At 73.0% G+C, this 16141-nt stretch carries 14 protein-coding genes; 6 read left to right on the top strand and 8 right to left on the bottom strand.

Annotated elements, in window-relative coordinates; genetic code table 11:
• Positions 1 to 46 precede the first annotated feature (46 nt).
• On the bottom strand, positions 47 to 268 hold the full coding sequence (locus BM237_RS19900; protein ID WP_093851072.1) for a DUF397 domain-containing protein: 222 nt from the start codon (positions 266 to 268) through the stop codon (positions 47 to 49).
• Positions 265 to 1134: a helix-turn-helix domain-containing protein gene (locus tag BM237_RS19895; RefSeq protein ID WP_093851071.1), complete on the bottom strand. Its 870-nt coding sequence runs from the start codon at positions 1132 to 1134 to the stop codon at positions 265 to 267. Before BM237_RS19895 ends, BM237_RS19900 begins: the two co-directional genes overlap by 4 nt.
• A 171-nt stretch (positions 1135 to 1305) precedes the next feature.
• Between BM237_RS19895 and BM237_RS19890 the strand changes: the two genes are divergently transcribed.
• The 3 genes from BM237_RS19890 to BM237_RS19880 all read left to right on the top strand — a co-directional run bounded on the left by BM237_RS19890 (position 1306) and on the right by BM237_RS19880 (position 5627).
• On the top strand, positions 1306 to 1803 hold the full coding sequence (locus BM237_RS19890) for an ATP-binding protein (RefSeq protein WP_093851070.1): 498 nt from the start codon (positions 1306 to 1308) through the stop codon (positions 1801 to 1803).
• A gap of 234 nt (positions 1804 to 2037) precedes the next feature.
• Entirely contained in the window at positions 2038 to 4356 is a 2319-nt protein-coding gene (locus tag BM237_RS19885; protein WP_107415243.1) for an McrB family protein, read from the top strand.
• A complete protein-coding gene (locus BM237_RS19880; RefSeq protein ID WP_093851068.1) occupies positions 4353 to 5627 on the top strand; it encodes an McrC family protein in 1275 nt (424 codons plus the stop codon). Before BM237_RS19885 ends, BM237_RS19880 begins: the two co-directional genes overlap by 4 nt.
• Positions 5628 to 5727: 100 nt before the next feature.
• On the opposite strand, the gene BM237_RS19875 is transcribed toward BM237_RS19880, so the two are convergent.
• From BM237_RS19875 to deoC, 3 genes are read right to left on the bottom strand one after another with little or no spacing between them, the layout of a single operon-like run.
• Positions 5728 to 6627 carry an aldehyde dehydrogenase family protein gene (locus BM237_RS19875; RefSeq protein ID WP_093851067.1) on the bottom strand — a complete coding sequence of 300 codons (900 nt, stop codon included), beginning with the start codon at positions 6625 to 6627 and terminating at the stop codon, positions 5728 to 5730.
• Positions 6620 to 8056, bottom strand: a complete 1437-nt coding sequence (locus BM237_RS19870) for an aldehyde dehydrogenase family protein (protein WP_093851066.1) — start codon at positions 8054 to 8056, stop codon at positions 6620 to 6622. The genes BM237_RS19875 and BM237_RS19870 overlap by 8 nt, the downstream gene beginning before the upstream one ends.
• 5 nt (positions 8057 to 8061) lie before the next feature.
• Positions 8062 to 9069 carry a deoxyribose-phosphate aldolase gene (deoC, locus tag BM237_RS19865; RefSeq protein ID WP_245793829.1) on the bottom strand — a complete coding sequence of 336 codons (1008 nt, stop codon included), beginning with the start codon at positions 9067 to 9069 and terminating at the stop codon, positions 8062 to 8064.
• A gap of 100 nt (positions 9070 to 9169) precedes the next feature.
• Between deoC and BM237_RS19860 the strand changes: the two genes are divergently transcribed.
• Positions 9170 to 9799, top strand: coding sequence for a PH domain-containing protein (locus tag BM237_RS19860; RefSeq protein WP_093851064.1), 630 nt, complete (start codon positions 9170 to 9172; stop codon positions 9797 to 9799).
• A gap of 49 nt (positions 9800 to 9848) precedes the next feature.
• Here the strand turns inward: BM237_RS19860 and BM237_RS19855 are convergent, their stop codons facing one another.
• The 3 genes from BM237_RS19855 to BM237_RS19845 form a co-directional block, all read right to left on the bottom strand.
• Complete coding sequence (locus tag BM237_RS19855; RefSeq protein WP_093851063.1) at positions 9849 to 11513, bottom strand: phospho-sugar mutase; 1665 nt, start codon at positions 11511 to 11513, stop codon at positions 9849 to 9851.
• A gap of 242 nt (positions 11514 to 11755) precedes the next feature.
• On the bottom strand, positions 11756 to 12577 hold the full coding sequence (locus tag BM237_RS19850) for a purine-nucleoside phosphorylase (RefSeq protein WP_093851062.1): 822 nt from the start codon (positions 12575 to 12577) through the stop codon (positions 11756 to 11758).
• Positions 12578 to 12745: 168 nt separating this feature from the next.
• Positions 12746 to 13183 carry a gamma-glutamylcyclotransferase family protein gene (locus BM237_RS19845; protein WP_093851061.1) on the bottom strand — a complete coding sequence of 146 codons (438 nt, stop codon included), beginning with the start codon at positions 13181 to 13183 and terminating at the stop codon, positions 12746 to 12748.
• A 143-nt stretch (positions 13184 to 13326) separates the two neighbouring features.
• On the opposite strand from BM237_RS19845, the gene BM237_RS19840 reads away from it, so the two are divergent.
• A complete protein-coding gene (locus BM237_RS19840; protein WP_093851175.1) occupies positions 13327 to 14775 on the top strand; it encodes an NAD(P)H-quinone dehydrogenase in 1449 nt (482 codons plus the stop codon).
• Positions 14776 to 14934: 159 nt separating this feature from the next.
• The gene (locus BM237_RS19835) at positions 14935 to 15939 is read left to right on the top strand and encodes a DeoR/GlpR family DNA-binding transcription regulator (protein WP_245793827.1); all 1005 of its coding nucleotides are present in this window, start codon (positions 14935 to 14937) and stop codon (positions 15937 to 15939) included.
• The last annotated feature ends 202 nt before the right edge of the window (positions 15940 to 16141 follow it).

Here is a 16141-nt window from a genome sequence, read left to right as displayed (position 1 = left end):
GGACACGGGAGTTGTCCCATGCCCGCCCGGCCGTTTGCGCTGATCCTCAGAGTTCTCCGGCTATGACCCCGGCCCGGAACGCCGCCCACTCCGACGCCGTGAACCGCAGCGGTTCCCGCTGGGGGTTCTTGGAGTCGCGCACGGCCCGCCCGCCGCCGGGCAGTTCGGCGACCTCGACGCATTCGTGCTCGCCCGCGCTCGCACTCGACTTGCGCCAGGTGACACAGGTGAGGTCTATGTCGTACAGGTCTGCCTTGCGGTCGTTCACTCGCGGCTTCTCTCTTCCAACTGGGCGATCAGTGCCAACGTATCGTCCATCGGAAGTGCCGTGGCGACAATGCGTTCGAAGGCGTCCGCGAAGACACGGACGTCGTTCACTCCCTCCACGTAGGTCGCGCCGATCAGGTTCTCCAACGTCACGACGTCAGGCATGGGTCCCGGGAACGAAGCCAGGGTGAAGCCTCCTGCGCCTCCAGGGTGCGGAGTGGCGGCCAGTGGCATGACCTGGAGGGTGACGTCGGGGAGTTCGGCCGTGTCCAGCAGTCGCCGCAACTGGTCGCGCATGACTGCCGGCCGTGTGGCGAACCGCTGGTGCAGAACGGCTTCATGGATGATTGCCCAGAGCTTGAGCGGGTTGCCGGGCCGGGTCAGGACGGACTGGCGGGCCAGTCTCACCTCGGCCAGTGCGGCGACTTCGTCCGGGCTTCGGGTAGTGGCGTTCGCCGCGATGGTCTCGCGGGCGTAGGCAGCGGTCTGGAGCAGGCCGGGAATGACCAACGGCGCGTAGGCGCGGATGCTCTCGGCGTCCGACTCCAACGAGATGTAGTCGGCGTAGGCGGGGGAGACCACGCCGCTGTACGTCTGCCACCAGCCCTGCTTCCGCGCGTCGCGGGCCAGCCCTTCCAACGCTGCGACGACCTCCGGGTCGGCCACCCCGTACGCCTTGAGTAGCGGGGCCACTTCGTTGGGGCGGATGTATCCGTTGGCTGTCTCGATGCGGGACAACTTCGGGCCGATCCAGCCCATGGTCGCTGCCGCCTTGTCGAGGCTCAACCCGGCCTCGTTGCGGTATCGGCGCAGCGCTTCACCGAGGCGACGGCGGCGAACAGTAGGGACAGGGCGTGCGTTCGGCATAGGGGCAGCATGACATCGCCTTGTGTTGCAAGTCGATGGGAACAAGATGTCGATCGTGCCTTTTGGGTGACAAGTTTGCATTTTGGCTGTCGCTTCCAACACTCTTGGCTCAAGCTGCTCTAGCCATATGGCAATTGGCCGCTGTACGTGATGCCTGCGTGAAGGAGCCCCATGCCTCCCACCCTCGGCTGGTACCCCACCCCCACCCCCACCGGCTTCGTCCTCCACCTCTCCGCGACTCCCGAACACCTGCGAGCCGTCCGCAGCCTGGTCGAGAAGACCCTCTGCGGCGCCGGGGTCGACGACGACCTCACGCACGCCGTGCAGCTCGTCCTGTCGGAGCTGTGCGGCAACGCGGTCCGGGCCTGCGGCGACTACGTGCCACTCGTGGCGGAGGTGGAGCTGGAGACGGCGGAGCCGGAAGGTGTCCGCCGCACCACCGCCGCCGCAGCCACCGCCCCTGCCGCCGCACCGACCGCCGCCCGGGTCCGGCTGCACGACCCGTGCCGCGCCGCCCTTCCCCGCCGGACCGGCGTACGGCTCGACGACCCGCACGCCGAGTGCGGGCGCGGCATGGCGATCGTCGACATGCTCGCGCCGGGCTGGGAGGTGGCCGCGACCCCCGTCGGCAAGCAGGTCCGCTGCCGAGTCCCCATGCCGGGGAAGTGAGGCGGCATGTGCTCCCGGTGCGTCCAACAGCCCTTTCCCGGCAGGCGAGTTGCAAGAGCCGGGCACACCCCGGAGGAGCGGGGTAGGGTGGCCGCGTCACGCGGCGTCGACAGGGGCAGACTCCCTGTCACCGCCGTGACGCCGGCCGGTCCCGGCCGCCTCGCCGGGCCGCGCCGTGGCCGCCCGTCCCCGCACTCGTACGGGCGGCGCCGCCCTGCCCGTACGCTGCGAGAAATGGACGCCGTGGCCAGTCCCACCACCGTTGTAGCCCGTGCCCTGTACTCCGCCGCCGGGATTCTGGAACGTGAAGCCCTCCAGGACGGTCTCACCTTCGGTGAGCTGTGGGAGCGGGTGCTCCGCCAGGACCCCCGGCTGGAGGCGGACTGGGCACAGGCGACCGAGGAGTCCGGGCAGGAGATCAGGACGCCTTTCAGCCGCCATGCGAACTGGCTCGCCACCAGACTGAGCAAGGCGGGCTGGATGTACCGGGGCGCGCGCCGCTGGCAACTCACCGGGATCGGACACGACGCCCTGGAGCACTGGCCGGATCCGGTGGACTTCTACGGCGAGGCCAGTCGTCGCTACCGGGCCTGGGACCGGGACAAGCAGCGCTACACCGAAGTGGTGACGGCGCTGGAGCAGCTTCCCGGTGAAGGGCACTGGATCGAACTGGGCGAGCTGGCGCACGAGTTCCATCTCCCTCCGGAGATCCTCGGCGGTCTACTGCGCGGCGACCGGCCGACCGGCTGGCACCTGGTGCTCGGCCCGGGCGGGGAGGCCGGGGCGGGACTGCCCTTGCTGCCCCACGAGCGCGACACCTGGCGCATTCTGCTCGCCGACGAGGGCCTGCTGGACGAGGGCCGCAGCAGCGCGGACACCGTACGTGCGCTGCCCGACCGGCGGGCACCGGTGCACGAGGTGCTGGTGCCGGACGGGCAGTCGCTCGGCGACGAGCTGGACGAGCCCGGCGGGGAGCGTCCCCGTCACCTGTGGATCGTCCGCGGCGTGGCCCCCGACACCGGCGTCCCCCTGGTCCGCGGCCCGTGGCGGGAGCAGTCGGTGATCACCCTCACCGTCCACGGACTCCAGCCCTCGATCCTGGCCGCGCGCGGTCCCGAGGCCGTCCGCCGCGCCGTCGACGAGGCCCAGCCCTCCACCCCGTCCGCCCGCCGCGAGACCGTCGCCCGTGAGCTGGACGCCTTCCTCAACCGGATGCGCGAGGGCGACATCGTGCTGTCGACCGACGGCTACGACACCTACGTGGGAGTCGTGCGCGGCCCCGCCGCGCACGGCACGAACCGGCTGGAGCGGCCCGTCGACTGGCGGAACCTGCACAGGCCGCTGGACTTCCTCAAGGACCTGCCCTCCGAGCTCTCCTCGGTGGTGCAGGACGCGGACGCCGCCGTTCTGGAGGCCACCGAGCACACGGACACAGTGCTCGCCCTCATCGGGGACCTGCCGTCCGGCTCCGCCGCGCCCCAGGGGCCCGCGCGGCTCCCCGACGCCACCGACGAACTGGCCGACCGGCTCCATCTGCCCGGCCACCGGGCCTGGCTCCAGGACTGCGTCGAACTCCTCCGCGTCAAACCGCAGTTGATCTTCCACGGCCCGCCGGGCACCGGGAAGACGCACATCGCCCTCGCGTTCGCCCGGCATCTGGCGGGCGCCTCCAGCGCCACCAACGTACGGCTCGTCCAGTTCCACCCCGCCTACTCCTACGAGGACTTCTTCGAGGGCATCCGCCCGCGGCTGGCCAGACCCGGCGGCAAGCAGGGCGGCGGACCGGGCGAGGGACCGGGCGGCGGGGCGGCCGACGGGGGCGGCGGGCTCGGCTACGAGCTGCACCGGGGGCCGCTGCGCAGGCTCGCCGACGAGGCGGAGCGGCGTCCGGCCGAGGTCTTCGTGCTGGTCGTCGACGAGATCAACCGGGGCCATCTGGCCAAGATCTTCGGCGAGCTGTACTTCCTCTTGGAGTACCGCGAGGAGCGCGCCCACCTGCTGTACGGCTCCGACGAGGGCCGGGGCTTCCGCCTCCCGCCCAACCTCTACATCCTCGGCACCATGAACACCGTCGACCGCTCGGTTGCCTATCTGGACGCGGCCATGCGCCGCCGCTTTTCCTTCGTGGAACTCCATCCCGACACGCCTCCGGTGTCCGGAGTGCTGGAGTCATGGCTGCGCAGGCGGGCCGAGGAGGAGTCGGCCGAATACGACGACACCCATGTCAGTCTCCTGAACGAGGTCAACCGGCTGCTCGCGGAGAGCAACCCCGGCGACCGCTCCTTCCGCCTCGGGCCGTCGTACTTCATGCAGGACCTGGCCCACGGCGGCGACGGCGCCCTCGAACGCCTGTGGCGCACCCAGCTCATCCCGCTCCTCACCGAGCACCACTGGGGCGACGGCACCGACGTGGAAGCGGTGTACGGGCTGGAGACCCTGCGCGACCGGCTGGGCATCACACCGCTCCCGGACGCTGACACCGGCACCGGAACCGACGCCGACACCGGTTCTGAGCCGGAGCCCGAGTCCGGCCCGGCCGCCGCGGGCTCGTGAGCCTCGGGCACACCCGGTCGCGCCACTGCGGGGACGCCGCCCTGCCCATCCCGCTCAAGGAGGGCGCCGACTGGACCACCTGGGAACTCACCCAGGCGCAGCTCGCCACCCTCATGGACCGCGACGACCTGCTCGCCCTGCGCCCGGGGAGCGCCGGCCGCTGGAAGCTGAAGGCCAAGGACAAGGTGGGCTCCGTACGCCTGGGCACGGGCGCCGGAGCGGTCCAGCTCACCATCACGCCCAAGGTGCCCGTTGACCGCCTCCTCCACCTCGTCGCGTACGCCCCCGACCGCGTCCACATTGATCCGCGTCCCGTCACCGCCGAGCCCCGCGAGGACTTGCTGCCCGCCCTCGCCCGCGCCTTCTCCTCCGCCGCCGAGCGGGCCCTGGAGCGGGGTGTGCTGCACGACTACCGGGAGACGTACGACACACTGCCCGTCGTCCGCGGCCGCATCCGCCACGCCGACCAGCTCCGCCGTAGGCCCGGCGTCCCCGTGCCACTGGAGGTCGTCTACGACGACCACACCCCGGACATAGCGGAGAACCGCCTGCTGCTGGCCGCCGCCCGCCGTCTGCTGCGCGTCCCCGGCCTCGGCCCGGAGCCGCGCGCCGCCCTGCGACGGCTCGCCGCCCGCCTGGACGGCGTCCGCTTCCTGCCCGCCGGCGCGCCGGTGCCGCACTGGGAGCCGGACCGCCGCAACGCCCGCTACGCCCACGCCCTCGTCCTGGCCGAACTCGTCCTGCGCGGCGGCTCGTACGAGTTCGGCGACGACCGCCGGCTCGCCGTCGACGGGATGCTCGTCGTCATGTGGAGACTCTTCGAGGCGTACCTCGCCCGGGCGGTCGGCGAGGAGCTGCGCCACCGCGTGGGAGGCCGTCCCGAAGCGCAGGACACCAGCCACTTCCTCGATGTGGCGCGTCGACATCAGCTCAAGCCGGACCTCGTGCACTACCTGCCGTTGCCGCCCGACGGGGTCCAGCGCCCGGCCGCCGTCCTCGATGCCAAGTTCAAGACCAGACCGCAGCGGGACGACCTGTACCAGATGACGGCGTACTGCATGCGCCTCGGCATCACCGAGGGACACCTCGTGTACGCCTCCGGCCGGGACACGCCGGGGAAGCTGGGAGCCGTGGAGGTGCCGGTGGGGGATGGGCGGCTGCGTATCCGGCGGCATGTCATCGACCTCGCGCGCCCCTGGCGGGACCTGGCGGCCGACATCGCGGACCTCGCGGCGGAGATCGATGCTGCACGTCGGCCGACGGCCGTCTGACCGGATCCAGGTAGTGGAGGTCCGTCACCGGATGCGGTACGCCCCGCACGTGCCGTGGCTCCCGGCGGCACAGCCGCCGGGAGCCACGGGTTGCGGTCCGTCAGACGCCGACGGGGTGCCAGACGGTCTTGGTCTCGACGAAGGACAGCATCCGCTTCACACCCGGGTCGGCGGACCAGTCGGAGGTCGCGTCCGCCGGACGCAGCACCCGCTTGAGGTTGTCCGCGGCGGCCGTCTCCAGCTCCCTGGCCAGATCCGCGTCCGCGCCCGTCAGATCGATGGCGTTGACGTCCGCATGGGCGGCGAGCGGCGTCGCGATCTCGGCCGTCCGCCCGGACAGCACGTTGACCACCCCGCCGGGCAGATCGGAGGTGGCCAGCACCTCGGCCAGCGACAGGGCCGGCAGCGGCGCCCGCTCGCTCGCCACGACGACGGCCGTGTTGCCGCTGACGATCACCGGGGCGAGCACCGAGACCAGGCCCAGGAGGGAGGACTCCTGCGGGGCCAGTACGGCGACCACACCGGTCGGCTCCGGGGTGGAGAGGTTGAAGTACGGGCCGGCGACGGGGTTCGCCCCGCCCGCGACCTGGGTGATCTTGTCGGACCAGCCCGCGTACCACACCCAGCGGTCGATCGCGGCGTCCACCCGGGCCGCGGCCTTCGCCTTCGACAGCCCCTCGGCGGCGGCCACCTCGGCGGTGAACTGCTCGCGGCGGCCCTCCAGCATCTCGGCGATCCGGTACAGGATCTGGCCGCGGTTGTAGGCGGTCGCCCCCGACCAGCCGCCGAACGCCTTGCGGGCCGCGACCACCGCGTCCCGGGCGTCCTTGCGGGAGGCGAGCGGGGCGTTGGCCAGCCGGTTGCCGCGTGTGTCGGTCACCTCGTACACCCGTCCGCTCTCGGACCGGGGGAACTTGCCCCCGACGAACAGCTTGTAGGTCTTCGCCACGCCCAGGCGCGTGCGCGCGGCGCCCCCGGTGTTGCCGGACTGCTCAGACATCGAGGTACGCCTCCAGACCGTGACGGCCGCCCTCGCGGCCGAAGCCCGACTCCTTGTAACCGCCGAACGGCGAGGTCGGGTCGAACTTGTTGAATGTGTTGGCCCACACCACGCCGGCCCGGAGCCTGCCCGCCATCGCCAGGATGCGCGAGCCCTTCTCCGTCCACACGCCCGCGGACAGGCCGTACTGCGAGTTGTTCGCCTTGGCCACCGCCTCGTCGGGGGTGCGGAAGGAAAGCACCGACAGCACGGGGCCGAAGATCTCCTCGCGGGCGATCCGGTGGGCCTGGGTGACGCCTGTGAAGACCGTCGGCGCGAACCAGAAGCCCCGCTCGGGCAGTTCGCACGCCGGGGACCAGCGCTCGGCGCCCTCGGCCTCGCCGCTGTCGGCGAGTTCGGTGATGCGGGCGAGCTGCTCGGCGGAGTTGATCGCGCCGACGTCGGTGTTCTTGTCCAGCGGGTCGCCCACCCGCAGGGTGGACAGCCGGCGCCGCAGCGCGTCCAGCAGCTCGTCCTGCACCGACTCCTGGACCAGCAGGCGCGAGCCCGCGCAGCACACCTGGCCCTGGTTGAAGTAGATGCCGTTCACGATGCCCTCGACGGCCTGGTCGATCGGCGCGTCGTCGAAGACGATGTTGGCGCCCTTGCCGCCCAGCTCCAGGGTGAGCTTCTTGGAGCTTCCGGCGACCGTGCGCGCGATCTGCTTGCCGACGGCCGTGGAGCCGGTGAAGGCGACCTTGTCGACACCCTCGTGCGCCACCAGCGCCGCTCCCGTGGAGCCGTCGCCGGTGAGGATGTTGACGACCCCCTTGGGCAGCCCCGCCTGGCGGCAGACGTCCGCGAAGAACAGCGCCGACAGCGGGGTGGTCTCGGCGGGCTTGAGGACCACGGTGTTGCCGCAGGCCAGTGCCGGGGCGACCTTCCACGCCAGCATCAGCAGCGGGAAGTTCCACGGGATGACCTGGGCGGCCACGCCCAGGGGCCTCGGGTCCGGCCCGTAGCCGGCGTGGGCCAGCTTGTCGGCCCAGCCCGCGTGGTAGAAGAAGTGCGCGGCGACCAGCGGCAGGTCCGCGTCGCGGGTCTCGCGGATCGGCTTGCCGTTGTCCAGGGTCTCCAGGACGGCCAGCTCGCGCGAGCGCTCCTGGATGATCCGGGCGATGCGGAACAGGTATTTGGCGCGCTCGGCGCCGGGCAGCGCCGACCAGGAGGCGAAGGCACGGCGGGCGGCGGCCACGGCGGTGTCCACGTCCTCGGCGCCGGCGTGGGCGACCTCCGTCAGGACCTCCTCGGTGGACGGCGAGACGGTCTTGAAGGTCCTGCCGCCCGCGGCCTCGCGGAACTCGCCGTCGACGAACAGCCCGTAGGAGGGCGCGATGTCCACCACGGCGCGGGACTCGGGCGCGGGTGCGTACTCGAACATGGGGCTCATCGTGATCAGTCCACCGTCACGTAGTCGGGGCCGGAGTAGCGCCCGGTGGTCAGCTTCTGGCGCTGCATCAGCAGGTCGTTGAGGAGACTGGAGGCGCCGAAGCGGAACCAGTCGGGGTGCAGCCAGTCGTCGCCGAGGACCTCGTTCACCATCACCAGGTACCGGATCGAGTCCTTGGCGGTGCGGATGCCGCCCGCGGGCTTGACCCCGACCTGGGTTCCGGTGGCGGCGCGGAAGTCGCGGACGGCCTCCAGCATCACCAGGGTGTTCGCCGGGGTGGCGTTGACCGCGACCTTGCCGGTGGAGGTCTTGATGACGTCGGCCCCGGCGAGCATCGCCAGCCAGGAGGCGCGGCGGATGTTGTCGTAGGTGGACAGCTCGCCGTTCTCGAAGATCACCTTCAGGTGCGCGTCCTCGCGGTCGGCGCGGGCGCACGCCTGCTTCACGGCCCGGATCTCCTCGAAGACCTTCATGTAGCGGCCGGAGAGGAAGGCGCCCCGGTCGATCACCATGTCGATCTCGTCGGCGCCGGCCGCCACCGCGTCACGGGTGTCCGCCAGCTTCACGCCCAGCTCGGCGCGGCCGGAGGGGAAGGCGGTGGCCACGGAGGCGACCTTGACGTCCTGTCCGCCGCCGGCGTCCAGGGCCTGCCGGGCGGTGGCCACCATGTCCGGGTAGACGCAGATCGCGGCGACCTTCGGCACGGTGCGGTCGGTGGGATCGGGGTTGACGCCCTTGGCGCACAGCGCCCGGACCTTGCCCGGGGTGTCGGCGCCCTCCAGGGTCGTCAGGTCGATCATCGAGATGGCGAGGTCGATGGCGTACGCCTTCGCCGTGGTCTTGATCGAACGGGTGCCGAGCTGGGCCGCGCGGGCTTCGAGGCCGACCGCGTCGACCCCGGGCAGGCCGTGCAGGAAGCGGCGCAGCGCGGCGTCGGAGGCGGTCGCGTCCGCCAGTGCGGGGGGCGCGGCGGGAGGCGGTGCGGCGGGTGCGGTGGGAGACGAGGCAGGCATGGTCACCAGAGGAGCATATCTACGCGCGTAGCAAACTGTCATCCCCCTCCCCGTATCCCGGCCGGCCGCCCGCGCGGCGCGGTCGGGCAGAATCGGAGGCATGAGTGAGCAGACCGGGTACGCGGACCACACCTACCGCTCGACCATGGGAATGGTGGGGGGCACGCTGCTGCTGGCGCTCGTCGTGCTGCTCTCCGCCGACGGGATCGTCAGCGGAGAGGGCCGCACCCGGTGGCTCTCGCTGGCCGCGCTGGTGGCCCTCGTGCCGCTGATCTTCGCCTTCTCCCTGCGGCCCGCCGTGTACGCGGGGCGCGAGCGGCTGCGGGTGCGCAATCCCTTCCGCACGATCACGCTGCCGTGGGCGTCGGTCGAGGGCGTACGGGCCGCGTACTCCGCCGAGGTCTTCGCGGGCGACGGCAAGTACCAGATGTGGGCGATCCCGGTCTCGCTGCGCCAGCGCAAGAAGGCGCTGCGGCAGAGCCAGGGCGGCGGCGGCGAGTCCTCGGTGAACCTGTCGGGTCACGGCTCGGTGTTCGCCCCGGAGCTGTCCGGCACCGGCGGCTACCGGGCCCAGGCGGACCAGGCGATCGACGAGATCCGCACCCTGGCCGAGCGCCACTCCTCGGAGGAGGGGGCGCAGGGCGCCCCGAGCGTCCGCTGGGCCTACGAGGTCCTCGTCCCGGCGGTGGCCGGCGGGGCGGCCGTGCTGCTCCTGCTGTTCCTGGGCTGACGTCTCCCTCCCCGGGCCGGGGCGCACCCGGCCCGGGGACGGAGACGTGTCAGATCCCCGCGGCGGCGGCGAGATCCGTCCTGAGGGCGCCCAGCACCTCCCGCGACGTGGCGCGGGCCGCGGCCAGGTCCGAGGCGTCCGCCACGGAGACGACCACCTCCAGGTAGCACTTCAGCTTCGGCTCCGTGCCGCTGGGGCGGACGACGATCCGGGCGCCGGCCACCCGCTGCCGGGGGTCGCCCGCCAGCCGGTAGCGCAGGCCGTCGGTCGGCGGCAGGGCCTCGCTCCCCCGGCTCAGGTCCTCGGCCGAGGTCACCGTCAGACCGGCCAGCAGGGCCGGCGGCGTCTGGCGCAGCCGGCGCATCGCACCGGCGATCACGGACAGGTCCTCCACCCGCACCGAGAGCTGGTCGGTGGCGTGCAGCCCGTACTCCACCGCGATGTCGTCCAGCAGCTCGGTCAGGGAGCGCCCGCTCTCCTTCAGCTCGGCGGCCAGCTCCGCCACGAGCAGCGCCGCCGTGACGCCGTCCTTGTCGCGCACGCCCTCGGGGTCGACGCAGTAGCCCAGCGCCTCCTCGTAGGCGTAGCGCAGCCCGTCCACGCGGGCCAGCCACTTGAAGCCGGTCAGCGTCTCGGTGTACGGCAGGCCCGCCGCCTGCGCGATGCGCGACAGCAGGGAGGAGGAGACGATCGTGGTGGCGAAGGCCCCCCGCGCCCGCTTGTGCACCAGATGGGTGGCCAGCAGCGCCCCCACCTCGTCGCCGCGCAGCATCCGCCAGCCCGCGTCCGCCTCCGGGTCGGGGACGGCCACCGCGCAGCGGTCGGCGTCGGGGTCGTTGGCGATCACCAGATCCGGCCGGTGCTCGCGGGCCGCGGCGAAGGCCAGGTCCATCGCCCCGGGCTCCTCCGGGTTGGGGAAGGCGACGGTGGGGAAGTCCGGGTCGGGCTCGGCCTGCTCGGCCACCGGCACCGGGGTGGGGAAGCCCGCGCGCTCGAAGGCGGCGGCGACCGTGGCGCCGCCCACGCCGTGCAGCGAGGTGTGGACCACCTTCACGTTCCGGGGCCCGCCGGGGGTGAGGATGCCGGCCGCGCGCTCCAGATAGGCGTCCACGACCTCCTCGCCGAGCACCTCCCAGCCGGACTCGGCGCGCGGGACGTCCGCGAGGGAGCCGATGGAGGCGATCTCGTCGGCGATCTCCCCGTCGGCGGGCGGCACGATCTGGGCGCCCCCGCCGAGGTAGACCTTGTAGCCGTTGTCGCGCGGCGGGTTGTGGCTGGCGGTGACGGTGACGCCCGCGACGGCGCCCAGGTGCCGGACGGCGAAGGCCAGTACGGGCGTGGGCAGGGGGCGGGGCAGCAGGGCCGCCCGCAGGCCGGCGCCGGTCATCACGGCGGCGGTGTCGCGCGCGAAGTCCTCGCTGCGGTGGCGGGCGTCGTAGCCGATGACCACCAGGCCGCCGTCGTGTCCGCGGCCGCGCAGATGGGCCGCGAGCCCGGCGGCCGCGCGGATGACGACCGCGCGGTTCATCCGCATCGGACCGGCGCCCAGTTCCCCGCGCAGCCCGGCGGTGCCGAACCGGAGGGTGCCCGAGAAACGGTCCTCCAGTTCTTCCAGGTCGCCGGCCTCGATGAGGGCGGCCAGTTCCGCACGGGTCTGCGGGTCGGGGTCCTCGGCCAGCCAGGACCGCGCCTGCGCGGTCAGGTCCTCGTGCACGGTTGCCACGGTCTCTCCGCCTCTCGCGTGTCGCCTGTGGGGCGGCGCCGTACGCCGCTCCCGCTTCGCTGCGCTCTCGCGCCGGTGGGCGCGGGCTCGGTGTCCACCGGTACCCGGAACCCCGCGGAACCCCCGCGCGACCCGCCCGGGGGTGGGCCGTCCGGGGGTGGGCCGCCCGAGGAGCCGGGAAAGGAGCCCGGGACCCGGAGGTCCGGGGGTCCGTGCCGCCGGGCGGCGCCGGATCAGATGCGCCGCAGGACGCTGTCCAGCAGCGAGCCCATCCGGGCGGCCGAGTCGCGGCCCGCCTGGAGGACCTCCTCGTGGTTGAGCGGCTCGCCGGTCATGCCCGCGGCGAGGTTGGTGACCAGGGAGACGCCCAACACCTCGGCGCCCGCCTCACGGGCGGCGATCGCCTCCAGGACGGTGGACATGCCCACCAGGTCTCCGCCGATCGCCCGGACCATGCCGATCTCGGCGGGCGTCTCGTAGTGCGGGCCGGGGAACTGGACGTAGACGCCTTCCTCCAGGGTGGCGTCCACCTCCTGGCACAGCGCGCGCAGCCGCGGCGAGTACAGGTCGGTGAGGTCGACGAAGTTGGCGCCGACGATCGGCGAGACGCCGGTGAGGTTGATGTGGTCCCGGATGAGGACCGGCTGGCCGGGGCGCATTCCGGGGCGCAGCCCGCCGCAGCCGTTGGTCAGCACGACGGTCCCGCAGCCCGCGGCCACGGCCGAGCGGATCCCGTGGACGACGGACGCGACGCCACGGCCCTCGTAGTAGTGGGTGCGGCCCAGGAAGACCAGCGCCCGCTTGTCGCCGAGACGGTGCGAGCGGACCTTTCCGGCGTGGCCCTCGACCGCCGGCGGCGGGAAGCCGGGCAGGTCGGTGACCGGGAACTCGTGTTCCGGCTCCCCGAGCGCGTCGGCGGCCGGCACCCAGCCCGAGCCCATGACCAGGGCGACGTCGTGGGTCTCCGCGCCGGTCAGCTCGCGCAGGCGCGCCGCCGCGGTGCGGGCGGCGGCGTACGGGGCGCCGGAGTGGTCGGTGGTGGCAGAAGCGTTCACGCCGATGAGGGTAGCCGGTAATCGCCTACGCGCGTAGACGGGCGTCCGGGGAGTGGTCACCGAAGCGGTCGAAAGCGGACCCGGGAGTGATCGAATGTCCGAAAGTGGGTGAAAATGGCCGGAAATCGCCCACGGGGAGACATCCGGCGAGGGCCCGCCCGGCGGGCCTCAGCAGGGGCGCTTGCGCAGCTCCGTCACATAGTCGTGGGGCGCCCCGGCCGACTCCGCCGCGTCGGCGATCTCCCCCAGGTAGCGGGCCGAGGGCAGCCCGCCCTCGTAGCCGTTGAGGACGTAGCACCAGGCCGGCTCGTCGCCGTCCAGGGTGTGCACCCGCACCCGCATACGGCGGTAGACGTCCATGCCGACGCCCTCCCAGCGGTCCATGGAGTCCTCGTCCATGGGCGCGATGTCGTACAGCGCGACGAAGACGGTCGCCTTCGGGGCCTCGACGATGGTCGCCAGCGAGCCCTCCCACCCCATGTGCTCGCCGCCGAAGGTCAGCCGCCAGTCGCTGAGCCACCCGGTGCCGCGCAGCGGCGAGTGCGGGGCGCGGCGGGACATCAGCCGGGCGTCGAGGTTTCCGGCGTATGCGGCGTAGAGCGACATGCGACGAGGGTATAGGCAGCCGCCCCCGCCGCCCGTGCGGACCGCCCGGACGCGCACCGCCGTGCCCCCGCGGCGGTCGCCACCACCCGCCGCCGCCATGCCCGCGGCGGGTGGTGGCGGCCGCCGCGGAGGCGCGTGCGAGACTGGGGTACGTGACTCGGATCGTGATCATCGGTGGTGGACCCGGCGGCTACGAGGCGGCGCTGGTGGCCGCGCAACTCGGAGCGGAAGTGACCGTCGTCGACCGCGACGGTCTGGGCGGCGCCTCGGTGCTGACCGACTGCGTCCCCTCCAAGACGCTCATCGCGACCGCCGAGGTGATGACGAGCTTCGGCTCCTCCTACGAGGAGCTCGGCATCATCGTCGAGGACGGCACCCCCGACCCCGACAACCCCGCCCGGGTCGTCGGCGTGGACCTGGGGAAGGTCAACCGGCGTGTGAAGCGCCTGGCGCTGGCCCAGTCGCACGACATCACCGCCGCCGTCACCCGCGCCGGCGCCCGCGTGCTGCGCGGCCGCGGCAGGCTGGAGCCCGGCCAGGCGTCCGACGGCACGCGGCAGGTCGTGGTGGAGACGGCCGGGGGCGAGGAGGAGCGGCTGACGGCCGACGCCGTGCTCATCGCCACCGGCGGCAAGCCGCGCGAGCTGCCCGACGCCCGGCCCGACGGCGAGCGCATCCTGAACTGGACGCAGGTCTACGACCTGGAGGAGCAGCCCGAGGAGCTGATCGTGGTCGGCTCCGGCGTCACCGGCGCCGAGTTCGCGGGCGCCTACCAGGCGCTCGGCTCCCGGGTGACGCTGGTCTCCTCGCGTGAACGCGTGCTGCCGGGCGAGGACCCGGACGCCGCGGTCGTACTGGAGGACGTCTTCCGCCGCCGCGGCATGAACGTGATGTCGCGCTCCCGGGCCGCCTCCGCCAAGCGCGTCGGGGACCGGGTGGAGGTCACCCTCTCCGACGGCCGGGTCATCACCGGAAGCCACTGCCTGATGGCCGTCGGCGCCGTCCCCAACACCTCGGGCATCGGCCTGGAGGAGGCCGGGGTGACGCTGAAGGACTCCGGCCACATCCGCACCGACCGGGTCTCGCGCACCTCCGCGCCCGGCGTCTACGCGGCCGGCGACTGCACGGGCGTGTTCGCGCTCGCCTCGGTCGCGGCCATGCAGGGCCGGATCGCGATGTACCACTTCCTGGGCGAGACGGTGGCCCCGCTGGATCTGAAGACGGTCTCGGCGAACGTCTTCACCGACCCGGAGATCGCCACCGTCGGCTACACCCAGGCCGACGTGGACGCCGGCCGGATCGACGCCCGCGCCGTCAAGCTGCCGCTGCTGCGCAACGCGCGGGCGAAGATGCAGGGCGTGCGGGACGGTTTCGTGAAGCTGTTCTGCCGCCCGGGCACGGGGATCGTGGTCGGCGGCGTGGTGGTCGCGCCGCGCGCCAGCGAGCTGATCCACCCGATCTCGATCGCGGTCGACAACAACCTGACGGTCGAACAGATCGCGAACACCTTCACGGTCTATCCCTCCCTGTCGGGTTCGATCGGCGAGGTGGCGCGGCAGCTCCAGACGCGGAAGGCGGCCGAGGGCGGCTGACCGGCGGCCCGGGTTCCGCCGGGCCGTCCGCGTATACCACGGCAGGGTCCTGCCTACGAACAATTTCCGTTATTCAGCGGAAACAGCTGAAAGCAGACGGTCGCCCGGGTTACCGTCTGTTCTGTGTTCGCTGCAGAACGTCGTCAACTGATCCTCGAAATGGTGCGGGCCAACGGAGCGGTGTCGCTCCGTGAGCTCGCACGTGTCGTCCAGACCTCCGAAGTGACCGTGCGTCGTGATGTCCGGGCGCTGGAGGCGGAAGGACTGCTGGACCGCCGGCACGGCGGCGCGGTGCTGCCCGGCGGCTTCTCACGGGAGTCCGGCTTCCCGCACAAGGCACATCTGGCGACGGCGGAGAAGAGCGCGATCGCCGACGCCGCCGCGGGCCTCGTGGAGGAGGGCGAGGCCGTCGTCGTCGGAGCCGGGACGACCACGCAGGAACTGGCCCGCCGCCTGGCGCGCGTTCCCGGCCTGACCGTGGTCACCAACTCCCTGCTGGTGGCGCAGGCGCTGGCGCACGCCAACCGCGTCGAGGTCGTGATGACCGGCGGTACGCTGCGCGGCGCCGACTACGCGCTGGTCGGCAGCGGCGCCGAGCAGTCCCTGCAGGGGCTGCGGGTCTCGCGCGCCTTCCTGTCCGGCAGCGGGCTGACGGCCGAGCGCGGCCTGTCGACCTCCAACATGCTGTCGGCGAGCGTGGACCGGGCGCTGGTGCAGGCCGCCGCGGAGGTGGTCGTCCTGGCGGACCACACCAAGCTGGGCGTCGACACCATGTTCCAGACCGTCCCCGCGGAGGCCATCACCCGCCTGGTGACCGACGAGCCACCGCCGCACGAGGACCGGGCGGCGGCCGAGCTCCAGGCACTGGCGGACCGGGGCGTCCGGATCACGGTGGCCGGCGCGGCCGGTACACCGTCCGGCGCGGTGGGCGCGGCGCCCGTGGCACACCCCGGTCAGGGCGGGCCGGCCGGGGCGGAGGACGAGGGCCGGACCGGCGGCCCGGGCGGCCGGCCGCGGCGCGAGGTGCCGCTGCCGGGTCAGCGCGGCCGGCACCATCCGCCGGGCGGCGGGGGCGGCGCCCAGTTGCGGGCGGCCCCGCCGATCGCTCCCGGCGAGAGCCAGGGGCTGGGCCGGGTCGCGGACCTGGCGCCCCGCCGCCACTGAGACCGGTCGCCCGAAGGCGGCGCGCACCGCGCATACGGCGTGCACGGCGGAAGGGGGGTGGTCCGGCCGCGGCCGGACCACCCCCCTTCCGTGCGCCGGGGTGGTGTGGGTTCAGTCCTTGATCTCGCAGATGACGGCGCCGGCGCTGACGCCGGTGCCGACGGCGGCGGTCAGGCCCTTGACGGTGCCGGCGCGGTGGGCG

The organism is Streptomyces mangrovi (assembly GCF_900114215.1).
GTDB classification, from domain to species: Bacteria; Actinomycetota; Actinomycetes; order Streptomycetales; family Streptomycetaceae; genus Streptomyces; species Streptomyces barkulensis.
This window is presented reverse-complemented; position numbering and strand designations above follow the sequence as displayed.

Bases quoted from the DNA above. Each gene is read 5' to 3' on its own strand.
- BM237_RS19860 (WP_093851064.1), top strand. From the start codon at position 9,170: ATGAGTGAGCAGACCGGGTACGCGGACCACACCTACCGCTCGACCATG.
- BM237_RS19890 (WP_093851070.1), top strand. From the start codon at position 1,306: ATGCCTCCCACCCTCGGCTGGTACCCCACCCCCACCCCCACCGGCTTC.
- BM237_RS19870 (WP_093851066.1), bottom strand. From the start codon at position 8,056: ATGAGCCCCATGTTCGAGTACGCACCCGCGCCCGAGTCCCGCGCCGTG.
- BM237_RS19885 (WP_107415243.1), top strand. From the start codon at position 2,038: ATGGACGCCGTGGCCAGTCCCACCACCGTTGTAGCCCGTGCCCTGTAC.
- BM237_RS19895 (WP_093851071.1), bottom strand. From the start codon at position 1,134: ATGCCGAACGCACGCCCTGTCCCTACTGTTCGCCGCCGTCGCCTCGGT.
- BM237_RS19875 (WP_093851067.1), bottom strand. From the start codon at position 6,627: ATGTCTGAGCAGTCCGGCAACACCGGGGGCGCCGCGCGCACGCGCCTG.
- deoC (WP_245793829.1), bottom strand. From the start codon at position 9,069: ATGCCTGCCTCGTCTCCCACCGCACCCGCCGCACCGCCTCCCGCCGCG.
- BM237_RS19845 (WP_093851061.1), bottom strand. From the start codon at position 13,183: ATGTCGCTCTACGCCGCATACGCCGGAAACCTCGACGCCCGGCTGATG.
- BM237_RS19835 (WP_245793827.1), top strand. From the start codon at position 14,935: ATGGTGCGGGCCAACGGAGCGGTGTCGCTCCGTGAGCTCGCACGTGTC.